At 50.2% G+C, this 13,876-nt stretch carries 13 protein-coding genes; 8 read left to right on the top strand and 5 right to left on the bottom strand.

Going from position 1 to position 13,876, the window contains the following annotated elements; genetic code table 11:
• The first annotated feature begins 8 nt into the window (after positions 1-8).
• Together radA and J3999_RS00340 are read left to right on the top strand one after the other, a co-directional pair.
• The gene (gene radA / locus J3999_RS00345) at positions 9-1,373 is read left to right on the top strand and encodes a DNA repair protein RadA (RefSeq protein WP_208125886.1); all 1,365 of its coding nucleotides are present in this window, start codon (positions 9-11) and stop codon (positions 1,371-1,373) included.
• A 158-nt stretch (positions 1,374-1,531) separates the two neighbouring features.
• A complete protein-coding gene (locus J3999_RS00340) occupies positions 1,532-2,800 on the top strand; it encodes an OmpP1/FadL family transporter (protein ID WP_208125885.1) in 1,269 nt (422 codons plus the stop codon).
• Positions 2,801-2,882: 82 nt separating this feature from the next.
• On the opposite strand, the gene J3999_RS00335 is transcribed toward J3999_RS00340, so the two are convergent.
• From J3999_RS00335 to J3999_RS00325, 3 genes are all read right to left on the bottom strand, one after another.
• Positions 2,883-3,689: an inositol monophosphatase gene (locus J3999_RS00335; RefSeq protein WP_208125884.1), complete on the bottom strand. Its 807-nt coding sequence runs from the start codon at positions 3,687-3,689 to the stop codon at positions 2,883-2,885.
• Positions 3,682-4,980 carry an HlyC/CorC family transporter gene (locus J3999_RS00330; RefSeq protein ID WP_208125883.1) on the bottom strand — a complete coding sequence of 433 codons (1,299 nt, stop codon included), beginning with the start codon at positions 4,978-4,980 and terminating at the stop codon, positions 3,682-3,684. The genes J3999_RS00335 and J3999_RS00330 overlap by 8 nt, the downstream gene beginning before the upstream one ends.
• A 125-nt stretch (positions 4,981-5,105) precedes the next feature.
• Positions 5,106-5,903: an inner membrane protein YpjD gene (locus J3999_RS00325; RefSeq protein WP_208125881.1), complete on the bottom strand. Its 798-nt coding sequence runs from the start codon at positions 5,901-5,903 to the stop codon at positions 5,106-5,108.
• A gap of 220 nt (positions 5,904-6,123) precedes the next feature.
• Between J3999_RS00325 and ffh the strand changes: the two genes are divergently transcribed.
• From ffh to xerD, 6 genes are all read left to right on the top strand, one after another.
• Positions 6,124-7,503, top strand: a complete 1,380-nt coding sequence (gene ffh, locus J3999_RS00320) for a signal recognition particle protein (protein ID WP_208125879.1) — start codon at positions 6,124-6,126, stop codon at positions 7,501-7,503.
• Between the two features lie 201 nt (positions 7,504-7,704).
• Positions 7,705-7,941 carry a 30S ribosomal protein S16 gene (gene rpsP / locus J3999_RS00315; protein WP_173285799.1) on the top strand — a complete coding sequence of 79 codons (237 nt, stop codon included), beginning with the start codon at positions 7,705-7,707 and terminating at the stop codon, positions 7,939-7,941.
• Positions 7,942-7,969: 28 nt separating this feature from the next.
• Entirely contained in the window at positions 7,970-8,491 is a 522-nt protein-coding gene (rimM, locus tag J3999_RS00310) for a ribosome maturation factor RimM (RefSeq protein WP_208125877.1), read from the top strand.
• A complete protein-coding gene (gene trmD / locus J3999_RS00305) occupies positions 8,488-9,183 on the top strand; it encodes a tRNA (guanosine(37)-N1)-methyltransferase TrmD (protein WP_208125876.1) in 696 nt (231 codons plus the stop codon). The genes rimM and trmD overlap by 4 nt, the downstream gene beginning before the upstream one ends.
• A 138-nt stretch (positions 9,184-9,321) precedes the next feature.
• Positions 9,322-9,666 carry a 50S ribosomal protein L19 gene (gene rplS, locus J3999_RS00300; protein WP_173287060.1) on the top strand — a complete coding sequence of 115 codons (345 nt, stop codon included), beginning with the start codon at positions 9,322-9,324 and terminating at the stop codon, positions 9,664-9,666.
• A 140-nt stretch (positions 9,667-9,806) separates the two neighbouring features.
• A complete protein-coding gene (gene xerD, locus J3999_RS00295; RefSeq protein ID WP_208125875.1) occupies positions 9,807-10,694 on the top strand; it encodes a site-specific tyrosine recombinase XerD in 888 nt (295 codons plus the stop codon).
• Between the two features lie 9 nt (positions 10,695-10,703).
• On the opposite strand, the gene J3999_RS00290 is transcribed toward xerD, so the two are convergent.
• Positions 10,704-13,025 (bottom strand): ATP-binding protein, encoded by a 2,322-nt coding sequence (locus J3999_RS00290; protein WP_208125874.1) that lies wholly within the window; start codon positions 13,023-13,025, stop codon positions 10,704-10,706.
• Positions 13,022-13,858: a substrate-binding domain-containing protein gene (locus J3999_RS00285; RefSeq protein ID WP_208125873.1), complete on the bottom strand. Its 837-nt coding sequence runs from the start codon at positions 13,856-13,858 to the stop codon at positions 13,022-13,024. Before J3999_RS00285 ends, J3999_RS00290 begins: the two co-directional genes overlap by 4 nt.
• Between the last annotated feature and the right edge of the window lie 18 nt (positions 13,859-13,876).

Here is a 13,876-nt window from a genome sequence, read left to right as displayed (position 1 = left end):
AGAGAAAAATGGCAAAAGCGAAGACAGCTTATGTATGCACCGAGTGCGGTGCGGAATATGCCCAATGGGCCGGTCAATGTCAGGCCTGTAAGGCTTGGAATACTCTCAAAGAGATCAAGCTCGGTAGCGGCAAAAAAACGACCAAAAGCGGGAGTGCAAGCTATTCGGGGGCATCCGCCAGTTCGGTTCAGTCAATCAAGGATGTCGACCTGAGCGAAGTGCCGCGAATCAGCAGCGACATGTCCGAGCTGGATCGCGTTCTCGGCGGAGGGATTGTCCCCGGTTCGGTTGTTTTAATCGGCGGCGATCCCGGTGTCGGTAAATCCTCGATTCTATTGCAGGTCATGTGTGCGCTGAGTACGCGCATGTCGGTGCTCTATGTGACCGGGGAAGAGTCTTTGCAGCAGGTCGCTTCGCGTGCTAAACGCATGGAGTTACCGGACGATAATCTGCGTCTGTTGACTCAGACCGATGTCGAAGAGATCAGTGTCGCGGCGCAGAAAGAATCGCCAAAGGTAATGGTTGTCGATTCGATTCAGACCATGCAACTGGCGGAGATCGGCAGTGCGGCCGGTGGCGTTTCCCAGGTCAGGGAGAGTGCTGCTTACTTAACCCGTTTTGCCAAACAGAATAATGTTGCGATTTTTCTGGTCGGTCATGTCACCAAGTCCGGTGAAGTCGCCGGGCCGCGTGTTTTGGAACATATCGTCGATACTGTGTTGTTTCTTGAGGGTCAGTCGGACAGCCGTTTCCGTACTTTGCGCGCGATAAAAAACCGTTTCGGGGCTGTTAATGAACTCGGGGTCTTTGCCATGACCGAGAAGGGGATGCGCCAGATTAAGAATCCGTCGGCAATTTTCTTAAGCCGCGGGGAAGAGTCGGCACCGGGCTCGGTGGTGATGGTTATCTGGGAAGGGTCACGTCCTTTGCTGGTGGAAATACAGGCGCTGGTTGACGAGTCGCCTTATGGGGCGCCGAAGCGGGTGACGGTCGGTCTGGAGCAGAACCGGCTGGCCATGCTGTTGGCGGTGATGCATCGCCATGGCGGTGTGCAGGCCGGAGATCAGGACGTGTATGTGAATGTCGTCGGCGGGGTTAAGGTGTTCGAAACCAGTGCCGATCTGGCTCTGCTGTGCGCGATTCTTTCCAGTATGCGCAATCGCGCCTTGCCGCAGGAGATGATTATTTTTGGTGAAGTCGGGCTGGCCGGAGAAATCCGTCCGGTTCCAAGCGGGCAGGAACGTCTGTTTGAGGCGGCCAAGCACGGTTTTACCCGGGCAATCGTGCCGTTCAGTAATGTGCCCAAGGGCGGAATTCCGGATATGGAGATTATCGGAGTGAAAACCTTGCAGCAGGCTTTGGATGCGTTGTAGAGTTGTGTCTGTCCCGACGCGGACAGAAGAATCGAGTTTTAGAAGCGAAGAATAGCCGCAGCAAATGGAATAAGCGGCATCGATAATTTGAATGCAGATGCTTTCGCGACGACACGCCGTCGGCGTGAACGGCACTGTGAACTAGCTGAGGAGTGAATATGAACGTTTTTTCAAGCAGAGCGTTGTTGGTCGCCATGGGGCTTGCCCCGGTATCGGCGATGGCATCGGGATTTGCATTGATCGAGCAGAGCGCAAGCGGACAGGGATTGTCCTACGCCGGGGCTGCAGCGAGTGTCGAAGATGCCAGTGTGATGTGGTTTAATCCGGCTGGTCTGACGCGACTTGAAGGCGATCAATTCATTGTCGGCGGGCACATTATTTCGCCTAAGGCGGATTTTACCGAGCAGGCATCCGTCAAGAACGGCGCAACGCCGATTGGCGGTGAAGGTGATAATGGGGCTACCGTCGGTTTTGTTCCCAATGTCTATTGGAAAAGTCGTTTGGGGGAGTATGACGTTGGTTTTGGGGTTAATGTCCCTTTCGGTCAACATATTTCTTATGACGAAGATTGGGTCGGTCGCTATCATGCGACGGAAACGGATCTAAAGACGCTGAATCTCAATCCGGCAATTGCACGAAAGCTCAACGACAAACTGAGCTTCGGTTTCGGCCTGAATGCCCAGTATGTGGATGTCATTTTGGAGCAGAAAGTCGAACAGTCAGTACTGATTGAAGGTGCACCTGATGGAAACGCCAAGGTGACCGGTAACAGCTGGGCGTTTGGCTATAATCTTGGTTTGCTCTATCAAGCGAATAGTGATTTGGATATCGGCCTGTCTTATCGTTCTAAAATGCAGCATGACGTAGAAGGCAAGATTGATTATTCCGATATCAATGCTGCATTGGGGGGTGTTTTGTATGATATGGACGCCTCCTCGGATGTGGTTTTGCCGGCATCTGCAAGTCTGGCTGTCAACTATCGTTTTTCTGCTCAAACCCAGTTATTGGCGAGTGCGACCTGGACCGGCTGGTCCGGCTATGACGAGCTGATAATCGAGCTAGAGGACGGTTCGAGTTCGGAGTCTAATCAGAATTTTGAAGACAGTATGCGCTATGCAGTCGGGATGATTCATCAGATTAATCGACAGCTGCGTCTGAGAGGCGGTCTGGCTATTGACTATACGCCGGTGCCAGATAAATACAGCCGCTCTCCACGCACGCCGGATTCGGATCGTAAATGGGTTTCTGTCGGCCTGGGTTATCAGTTCAGTAAAAGTATGAACCTGGATGTCGGCTACAGCCACCTGTTTGCCGATCGTTCGGATGTTGATTACAACGTAACGACTTCGCTCGGGTCATATGACTTGCGCGGTTATTATGAATCCGCTGTCGATATCTTGAGTGCGCAGTTGGTGTGGAATTTCTAATTCGCCGCCTTATCTTTAGCGAAATGAACAAAACCCCGGTTGAATGCCGGGGTTTTGTTTTTTAGAAGTATTCCTGAAGTGCTTATATCTGCAGGTAGTCATGCCACTGCTGGAAAAGTTCCGGAGTGGTTGCGGCGACGGCAGCGCGTTTTTGCACCTTAGGCAGTAATACGTCTTCGCCATCCAGAGTACAGCTTTGGCCTCCGGCTTCGTGCAGGATCAGGTAGCCGGCTGCGTAATCCCAGATGTTCTGCGCGCCGTGCAGATAGATGTGGCCGCGCCCGGCGGCGATCCAGCACCAGTCCAGAGCGACCGAGCCGAAGCTGCGCTGCGATGAATATGGATTGTCGTGAATAATGCGACACGCCAGTTCCGGGGTCAGGCGTTTAAAGTCGATAATGCCGCTGGTCTGTTTCAGCTCGGTTTTAGCGGTTTTGGCTAGCAGCGGCTTATCGTTCAGTTCTGCTCCCTGGGTGTGGCGCGCGGCAAACATTTCATCACGATCCGGATCGTAAACCAGGCCGGCGACCAGTCGGCCTTCGATCATCAGTGCCAGAGAGACGGCGTAGACCGGAATGCCGCTGGCAAAATTGCTGGTGCCGTCGATCGGATCCAGAATCCAGCACCCTTGCGCACTTTTCAACGCGTCTTCCTGTTCCTGTTGCGACATCTCTTCGCCAAGAAATGCGAACTGCGGCCAGTTCTTAAGCAGAAAACTCTGTGTTGCTTTCTGCATCTCGAGATCGGCTTCGGTCAGCAGAGAGCCGTCCTGTTTTTCTTCAAATCCGACTTTTTCAAAGCGCGGCAAAATTTCTTGTTTGGCCAGCTGGCGGATGCCGTTTTTAAGCTTCTGCCACTCTTCCGCGGCGTTGAATGGATGTCTAGTCATGGGTACTGTGTCTTGTTCTCTGATTGGTATAGAAAGAGAGTTTGACCGTCTCAATCGCGTTTTGGGAAATTTTCGTGACCTCAAATACATAGTCGTCCACCTTGATACAGGTGCCGACTGGCGGGATTGATTCCATGGTTTCCTGAATCAGGCCGTTAATGGTTTTTGGCCCGTCGGTCGGAAGATCCAGTTCATAATCCTTGTTAAGGTCGCGGATAAATTCGGAAGCATCGATTGCCATGCTGCCGTCTTCGTTCATTTCCACGGTATCGGTGTTCGGTTTCGCTTTGGCGTCTGTAGACAATTTGCCGACGATCTCTTCCAGAAGGTCTTCGACGGTCAATAGTCCCTGCAGGTCACCGTATTCATCGACAATCAGCGCCATGCGGCGTTTTTTCTGATTGAATTTACCCAGTTGCACGCTCAAGGAAGTGGTTTCCGGGATGAAATACGCCTGGCGACTTATTTTGATCAGATCTTTTAAAGTAACATCTCCGCGCATCAGTACCGGCAGCGCTCGGCGCAGATTAAGAATACCGATCAGGTCTTCGTCGAGAGAGCCGCGATAGATGGGTACTCGGGTGTAAGGCGACTTTTGCAGATCCTTAAGAATCTCTTCGATCGGCTGATCGACATCGATTGCATACACATCCTGTTTAGGAATCATCACATCTTCAACCGTAACGCTCTCCAGCTGCAGAACGCTACTAAGCATGGAGCGGTAATGTGCCGGAAGCTGACTGGTCGCTTCGTTGATTAAGGTCTGTAACTCTTCATGGGTCAGAGCGTGATCGTCGTCATGATGTTTTACCTTGATGCCGAGGCTGCGTAAAAAACCGTTGGCGAAAAAGTTAACCAACCATACCAGAGGCGACAGAAGTTTAAGTAACGGCGTTAAGACGTAAGCTGCCGGATAGGCGATTTTTTCCGGATAAAGGGCGGCAACGGTTTTTGGTGCGACTTCGGCGAAGACCAGGATTACCAGTGTCAGCAGACCGGCGGCCAGAGCGATGCCCGCTTCTCCGATCAGCTTCATGGCGATAATGGTCGCGATCGAGGAGGCGAAAATATTGACGAAATTGTTTCCAAGCAGAATTACGCCCAGAAGACGGTCCGGCTTTTCCAGCAGGCGCTGTGCAAGAATGGCACCTTTATGGCCGGATTTGACCTTGTGCTTCAAGCGATAGCGGTTCAAAGCCATCATGCTGGTTTCTGAACTGGAAAACAGAGCTGAGAGAATAATCAGCAGTATAAGAATCCCAAACAGGATTGAGACATCAAGTGAGTTCAAAGTCTTTCAAACAGGTTATGAATCGGAGCTCAATTATACTTTTTTATTCGGCTTATAAAAAGACTTTGGGAAAAGAGTTTCCTCTTTTCCAGAATGTCGGCACAGAACTGTGGTAAGGAACGAGCTTAGTCGTACAGGGCGTGCAGAATCAGTTCGGTACCGATAAAGCTTACGATCAACAGAAGATAGGCCCAGATTACGTAACGAACCGCTTTCTGACCACGCCAGCCATAGCGGTAATGACCGATAATGAACCAACCGTATACCAGCCAGGAGAGAATGGCGAAAAAGGTTTTGTGAATCAGATGCTGCGCAAAAAGGTCTTCAACAAAGAAGATGCCGCTTAAGAGCGCGAAACTGAGCATGGTAAAACCGATGAGAAGCAGTTTTAGCATCAGGTTTTCCATTTCCTGTAACGGCGGCAGTGCACGCATCAGGTTGGAAAGTTGCTTCTTGCGGAAGCGTTTCTCTTGAATGGAATACAGAATCGCTTGAGCGGTCGCGATGCCGAGCGTACTGTATGCCGCGATTGAGATCAGTACATGGCTGCCGAGTTCGAGCGGCAGACGTGTGTGTTCGTTAAACCCGATCGGAAGCAAAGTGCTCAGCGCGGCCAGAGGGAAGACGAAAATCCCCAGGGTTTCAACGACCATCTTGCGGTTAAGGTACAGCAGAATCAAGGTCGCCAGCAGAGTGATCATGGAGAGCGCATTGGCAAAGTTGAAGACGAAATAACCCTGCCACAGGGTCTGGCTTAGCGAGAACAGATGCAGAACAGCGGCTAAAGAGGCGGAAAGCAGAATGTGCTTGCGCTGGTAGCCGGGATCGACTTTTTCAACAAACCGGATTTTTCGCCAGATCAACAGACTAACAAACAAATAAAGAATGCTAGCGATAAGTGCGCTGAATCCACTGAGTATCATAGATGTCCTTTGCTGAAAGTTGCTCGGCCTGGCTCTATTACGAGTCCGAACGTGTTGTCTTGTGAACGAAATCTGCACCGCTTGTTCTGATCGGTACATAAATTAGTGAATGAATTGTTTATAATAGCGGAATTAATTTTTGAATAGAAGAGCGCTAGAGCGTAAAGCATCGCCTTGTCGGGTGTGAGTACTAAGGCCTTTGCGCAAAGTGGAGAAAGAGATGTTTGATAATTTATCCGATCGCTTAAACCGAACATTAAAAACCCTGAAAGGTCAGGGGCGTCTAACCGAATCGAATATTAAAGACGCCTTGCGTGATGTGCGTCGAGCACTGCTTGAAGCCGATGTCGCGCTGCCGGTTGTTAAATCGTTTATCACCAAGGTGCAGGAGCGCGCCGTCGGTCAGGAGGTTTCAACCAGCCTGAATCCGGGGCAGGCGTTTATCAAGATCGTTAAAGACGAGCTGACCACGGTTATGGGGGAAGAGGCGAGCCCGCTTAACTTTAATGTGGAGCCGCCGGCGGTCATTATGATGGCCGGTCTTCAGGGGGCGGGTAAAACGACCTCGGTCGGGAAGCTGGCCAAGTGGTTGACCGAGCGGGAAAAGAAAAAGGTAATGGTGGTTTCGGCCGATGTTTACCGTCCTGCCGCGATTAAACAGCTTGAGACTCTGGCCGAGCAGGTCGGAGTTGATTTTTTCCCGTCTACGGCCGATCAGGATCCTGTCGAGATCGCGCGTAACGCGCATGCCGAGGCGCGTAAGAAGTTTGCCGACGTCCTGATTCTGGATACCGCCGGCCGTCTGCATATCGACGAAGATATGATGGGCGAGATCAAGCGTCTGCATGATTCGATTACACCGGCGGAAACACTGTTTGTGGTCGACGCCATGACCGGTCAGGATGCGGCTAATACCGCCAAAGCGTTTAACGATGCTTTGCCGCTTACCGGGGTCATTTTGACCAAGACCGACGGTGATGCTCGCGGCGGTGCGGCTCTGTCGATCCGCGAAATTACCGGGAAGCCGATTAAGTTCCTGGGGGCAGGTGAGAAGACCGATGCGCTGGAACCGTTCCATCCGGAACGTATGGCCGGTCGAATTCTCGGGATGGGCGATGTTCTGAGTCTGATCGAAGAAGCCGAAAGCAAAATCGATAAAAAGAAGGCGGAAAAATTTGCTCAGAAAATTCAGAAGTCCGGTCAGTTCGACCTGGAGGACTTTCTGGAGCAGCTGCAACAGATCAACAAAATGGGCGGTATCGGCGGTATGCTTGGCAAGTTGCCGGGCATGGGTCAGCTGAAAGGTCAGGTCGATAATGACATGGCGGAAAAAGAGTTCCGTCGTCTGGCGGCCATTATCCATTCCATGACGCCGCAGGAACGACGTTTTCCGGCCGTTATTAAAGGCTCGCGCAAGCGCCGTATTGCCACCGGTTCCGGTACTTCCGTGCAGGACGTCAACAAATTGCTTAAGCAGTTTACGCAGATGCAGAAAATGATGAAGAAGATGAAAGGCGGCGGCATGAAAAACATGATGCGCGGTCTGGCCGGCAAGCTTCCTCCGGGTATGGGGGGCGGGATGCCGCCGGGAATGCGTTGACCCTGATCTAAGCAGTTGTTTTTGCAGTATAAATAAAATGCCTTTTGCTCGAATAAAGGCTTGATAATAGGCCGCGGTTTCTTTATAATCGCGGCTTTCCTGTTTTTGGCTTATCGAAAGCGGAAATACAGATAGTTCTAAACTAGAAGAAATTGTTGAGAGGGTTTCCTCTCATCGCCTGACAACATAAAGGAAAATGTTATGGTAGTTATTCGTTTGGCCCGTGGTGGTTCTAAAAAGCGTCCTTTTTACAAGCTAGTTGTTGCTGATCAGCGTTTCAGCGCGACCGGCCGTTTCATTGAGCAGGTAGGTTTCTACAACCCTATCGCACGTGGTCAAGAAGAAAAACTACGTGTTGATCAGGCGCGTGTTGACCACTGGGTTGCTGAAGGTGCGCAAATGAGCGACCGCGTTAAGAGCATCCTTAAAAACGCTTAATCGACTCTTTGGCTAGCAGGTAAGTTTTATGGCGGAATTACCCGAAAATCTTTTGCCTGTCGGCCAGATTAACGGCGTTTTCGGGGTTCATGGATGGGTGAAGATTTTCTCCGATACCGAACCCCGCGAAAATATTTTTAGCTATTCGCCTTGGTGGATTAAACACAAAGGCGAATGGTTGGAAGTCAAAGTTGAAGACTTCAAAGGGCAGCAGGGCGGTAAAGCGCTGGTTGCCAAACTTGATCTCATTGGTGATCGCGATTTGGCGCGTGAATATATGGGGTGCGAGATCGCAATCGATCGCGCGCAACTGAAACAGGATGAGAACGAATTTTACTGGATCGATCTGATCGGCTGTCAGGTGGTAAACCTGCAGGGTGAAAACCTCGGCGAAGTGGCCGATTTGATCGAAACCGGTGCGCATGATGTTTTGCGTGTCAAGGGCGAGACCGAGGAGCTGATTCCGTTTGTAATGGATGAGTTCATTATCGAGATCGATGTCCAGGGCAAACGAATCAAGGTGGATTGGCAGGCGGAAGAGACCGAGTGAGATTTGATGTCATCACCCTCTTTCCGGAGATGTTCGGGGCTTTAACGGAATCCGGCGTCAGTCGTCGGGCTCTGCAAAAGCAGCTATATAGCCTGAACACCTGGAATCCCCGCGAGTTTACCCATGATCGCCATAAAACGGTCGATGATCGTCCTTATGGCGGGGGGCCGGGCATGGTGATGATGTATCAACCGCTTAAAGACAGCGTTGATGCGATTCGCCAGGCGCAGACAGCAAAACCTCATGTCATCTATCTTTCCCCGCAGGGGCAGCCGCTGACTCAAGAGAAGGTGGCACAGCTCGCTCAGCTGGATTCGATTACGCTTCTTTGCGGTCGATATGAAGGCATTGACGAGCGCCTGCTGCAAACCGAGGTGGATGAAGAAATTTGTATTGGCGACTTTGTCGTCAGTGGCGGGGAGCTGCCGGCTATGATGCTGATGGACTCCTTGATTCGCTTGCTGCCGGGTGCCTTGGGGCATGATCAGTCGGCGGAGCAGGACTCTTTTTCCGACGGTCTTCTGGACTGTCCGCATTACACACGACCGGAAGAGGTTAATGGAATGCAGGTGCCGGAGGTTCTGTTGCAAGGGAATCACGCCAAAATCGACGCTTGGCGTCACCAACAAAAGTTGCTGCGCACTGAGCAGCGACGCCCGGATCTACTGGCCCGATATCAGGACGGCGAGTAGGTTACACTCCGATACCGGAGTCTACAATTAGGATTCAACCTCTGACGCCTTGTCGCGTGTATTGTTGGATAAAGTTCACAGGGGCAAAACCCCTGAGGCTCGCTATAAATTAAAGAGCCACTAATGGAGAAGCTTAAAATGAGCGATATCATTAAAAAGATTGAAGCAGAACAAATGACTAAAGAAATCCCGGCTTTCGCGCCAGGTGATACAGTTGTTGTTCAAGTTAAAGTTGTTGAAGGTAAAAACGAACGTCTACAGGCGTATGAAGGTGTTGTTATCGCGAAGAAAAACCGTGGTATCAACTCTAACTTCATCGTTCGTAAAATCTCTCACGGTGTAGGTGTTGAGCGTACTTTCCAGACTTTCAGCCCGCTAGTTGACAGCATTACTGTTAAGCGTCGCGGTGACGTTCGTCGTGCGAAACTTTACTATCTGCGTAACCTATCCGGTAAAGCGGCTCGTATCAAAGAAAAAGTATAATTTCCGCCCCGCGTGGGCTGAAAACTTTTCTTTAAGAAAAACCCCGTCAGGTCTACTGGCGGGGTTTTTTTATTGCCTACTGTTTTTTAACAAACGCTTTCCGCTATACTTTGGCTCAAGAGTTGAATTCGGAGTGATTTATGTCCGCCGCGATGCCGCTGCTAGAGTTTTTGGAATATCTGCAATTTAATCAGGGTTTGAGCGCCAATACGGTTGCGGCTTATCGGACCGACCTGCAGAAATTCCGCGACTGGTTGCTGGAAGGGCGCCAGTCGTGGGAAACGCTGAGCTCTGAAAATCTGCAGGACTTTGTATTGCAGCTGATGGCACAGCGTAAAGCGAGTTCGAACGCGCGTATGCTAAGCAGTATCAAGCGTTTCTATCAGTGGGCCAATCAGCAGTACCCGATTGAAAACAATCCTGTTCAGCAGCTTAAGGCGCCGAAAGCCGAGCGTAAGATTCCCAAGGTGTTGAGTGAAGTGCAGATAGAAGCGCTGCTTGAGGCACCGGATCTGACTACGGCATTGGGAATCCGAGATCGGGCAATTCTGGAGTTGATGTATGCATCGGGACTACGGGTTTCCGAAGTGGTTGGCCTGCCGTTCGAGCAGCTCAATTTATCCGCCGGAGTGGTTCAGGTAACCGGTAAGGGGGCCAAGGAGCGCATCGTGCCAATTGGTGAAGTTGCCTCTGAATGGTTGCAACGTTATTTGCAGGGCGCGCGTGGCGAACTGGTCGGAAAGAAAAGAGTGTCGACGCTGTTTGTTTCCCGTCTCGGTCGTCCAATGACGCGTCAGACGCTTTGGCATCGGGTGCGCAAGCTGGCGGAATCGGTCGGAATCTTCAATAAGTTGTCGCCGCACGGCTTAAGGCACGCTTTTGCCACCCACCTGATCAATCATGGCGCGGATCTGCGCAGTGTCCAGCTTTTGCTCGGACATAGTGATCTGTCGACCACGCAGATTTATACGCATGTCGCTAAGCAGCGTCTGCAAAGCCTGCATCAGCACCATCACCCTCGAGGGTGATGGCGGCGATTACTTTTTAGGTAAAAACTTCTCGAATACCTTGGTCAATTCGCCGATGTTCACCGGTTTGGTCAGGTATTCGTCCATACCCGCTTCGATAAAGCGTTCCCGGTCTCCCGTCATGGCGTTTGCCGTCAGGGCAACAATGTGTTGTCTGTGCGCGCCGGTTTGTTTTTCGTGTTCGCGGATCTGTCTGGTGGCCTCGATTCCGTTGAGGTTTGGCATGTTTTCATCCATCAGTATCAGGTCAAAACGACGGCTTTTGGCTTGTTCCAGCGCTTCCAGACCGTCATTGGCAATCAGACAGCTCAAGCCGAATTTTTTCAGAATCGCAACCATCAGCATCTGATTGGTTGTATTGTCTTCCACCAGAAGAATATCGCCGTGGTAACGGACAATTTCTTTTCCTTCGGCAGGAGCTCGGGTTTTAGGCGCGAGTTCTACCGCTTGAACCGGAATGCTGAAATAGAATTTACTGCCCTCGCCGAGACGTGATGTCACCTTCAGGCTGCCGCCCAGCATTTTAATCAGGCGAGAGCTGATGGTCAGGCCAAGACCGGTGCCGCCGTATTTGCGGGTTGTCGAGGTTTCCGCCTGGGAGAAAGCCTCGAAGATTTTCTCCTGCGCTTCCCGGGTCATGCCGATCCCTTCGTCCTCGACCGAAATTCGCAGCCATCCGGGGTTATAGCTGATATCGAGGGTGATGGTTTTTCCGGAATCGGTGAATTTGACCGCATTGGACAGCAGGTTTGAGATAACCTGCTTAATGCGCAGGGCGTCGGATTTGATGCCGCTTGGAAGATTTTCCGAGAAGTGGGTGACGAAATTGATGTTTTTCTCGCTGCAACGCGCTCTAAACAGATCGGCAACGCCGGTCAGTTCGTCTTTCGGTGAAAACTCGCTGATATCGATATCCAGTTTACCGCTTTCAATTTTGGTCAGATCGAGAATGTCATTGATAATGCCGAGCAGGGTGTGACTCGATTGGGTAACCGTTTCGAGGTATTTTTTCCCTTCCTGGTCCAAGGGCTTTTCTTTGAGCAGGTCAATGAAACCGAGTATCGCATTCAATGGAGTACGAATTTCGTGTGACATATTGGCCAGAAATTCGCCTTTCGAACGGGTTGCTTCGAGCGCGCGGTTTTTCTGTTCCTGGAGATCGCGGTTAATCTTTTCAAATTCGGTAATGTCCAGCAGCGAGATGATATAGCGCTGATATTTTTTGGATTTTTGTCCGTAGATTTTATAAACATGCTCGGTGCCGTGATAACGCAGTTTGGCTTTATGCGTCTTGTCCGGGTTTTCGACGACATATTCGATCCAGCTTTTATCTTCGAATTTATAGACCAGTCCTTCTTCTTTGACAAAAAGATCACAGACGCAGTTATAGTCTGCGGAAAATGCTTTGAGATCGGGGTATTCGTAGAAGAATTTAAAGAACCCGCCACTGACGTCAATGATTTTTTCCCCGTCGTTGACAATGATAATGTTGTCTTGCGAATTCAGGATGTCGCGAGTGTAATCATGCGTTTTTTCAATTTCTTGCGATGTGCGGTGGATGTTTAAACTCAAGCGCCAGAAAGCATAGAGACCAACAATCAATAAGAACAGCGTCAGGAATATTTGCAGACTTTTATAGAAGCGCTTTTGATCTTCAACTTCTTTGCGGATCTGGGTAAAGTTCTGACGGTGGGTGTAGAAAATCTGATTGGCGTCTTCTTTGAGGCGATGGAAGACCGGTTCAAACAGCTTAACCTCAAGTTTTAGTGTCGAAATGCTTTTTCCGAGACGCGGATCTTGGGTTAACCGATAGTGGTCGATTTGTTTGAGCAGTTGATTAAGCTCTTTTATTTTATGAGTAATGAGTTCCAGTTTCGGAAGGACGTCGGCCTCGGCAAACGTAAATTGATTGCTGGTTATCGGCTTGTAGAACATGATCTCGAATTGTTCTTCGGTATTGGGCAAGTTCAGGTCGAGATTGTGTTTATAGGTTCCGCCCTGATTCAATACTTGCAGGACGTGAGTAATCTCTTCCTGACTCTCTTCAATTTCATGTTCGATAATTTTTCGCATATGCTTATTCGGGAATGCGGTTATCTGAAAGAAACTGGCTTCGGTCTTGTAAATTTCCAGAATAACTTCCAGCCCGAGATTGTTCTCCACTTCGGCATTACGGATTTTTTTATCCAGCTCATGGGTGTAGTTGGTAATGCTGAAATTTAAGATGGCCTGGGCTCCGAGCCCGAGAATGAAAATGACCAGCAGAAGAAACAGGTTGATGCCGGTTCGAGTGACGATGGAAGGTTTTTTCACAGTGATAGGTTTCGTCATTTAGTCGGCTCCAATACTTTGATCTGCTGCGGAGAGGCTGACAGAGTTTTAAGTTCCTCTTCGTTCAGGAAGCCGTATCGTGCAAAGGTTTCCAGGCCATGAACAGAACTGGCATAGGCCATGAATTCCAGTGCGAGCGCTTTGTTTTTCGAGTATTTAAGCAGGATTAACTCCAGTGAGCGTTTTGGGGCGAGCGCCTGATCAATCAGAATGGCATCCATATAAGATTCTGTTTCCGGCCATTTGGTGGTGGCAAACCAGTTGACGGCCAGATCGGCATCTCCGTTCTGGATCGACTTGAAAAGTCGATGCGAGTCGGTGGTGAAATAGGTGACATTTTCGAAAACGCGATCTTTCAGATTTTGTTTGTTCAACAGTGTTTCAGTCGCTTTGCCAACAGAGCTGCTTCCGGGAGAAGAAAGTACAATCGAGAGCTCGGGGTCGGTTAACTGGTTTAAATCCGAGTTTAAGTGCTTTGGGTTGTCTTTGGGAACGATTAAGGCCAGACGGTTATAGCCGACCAGTACATAGCGGTCGAAAATTTTTTGGTTCTCGGGTCTGGAGCGGAAGATGGTCGAGCCGGGGAAGTAAATGTCTCCGATCTGCTGGTTTTTCAGGGTTTTGAGAATAAAGCCAGAAGCGCCTTGAATGATCGTGATTTTAACGCCTTTTTGGTTTTCGAATTCGGTCGCAAGCTGTTGCAGCGGTCGAACCATGGTGATTCCGCTGTAGATGAGCAGTTCCGGTTTTGAATTGGAAGCCGGTGCATTCGAGCCTTGTTGACAGGCGGTCAGCAATAAAGAAAGGGTTAAAGTGAAAACGATCCGTAGCATGGCAATATTATCCCTGAT

Origin of the sequence: Thiomicrorhabdus sp. 6S3-12 (assembly GCF_017571475.1) — a bacterium.
Taxonomy (GTDB): domain Bacteria; phylum Pseudomonadota; class Gammaproteobacteria; order Thiomicrospirales; family Thiomicrospiraceae; genus Thiomicrorhabdus.
This window is presented reverse-complemented; position numbering and strand designations above follow the sequence as displayed.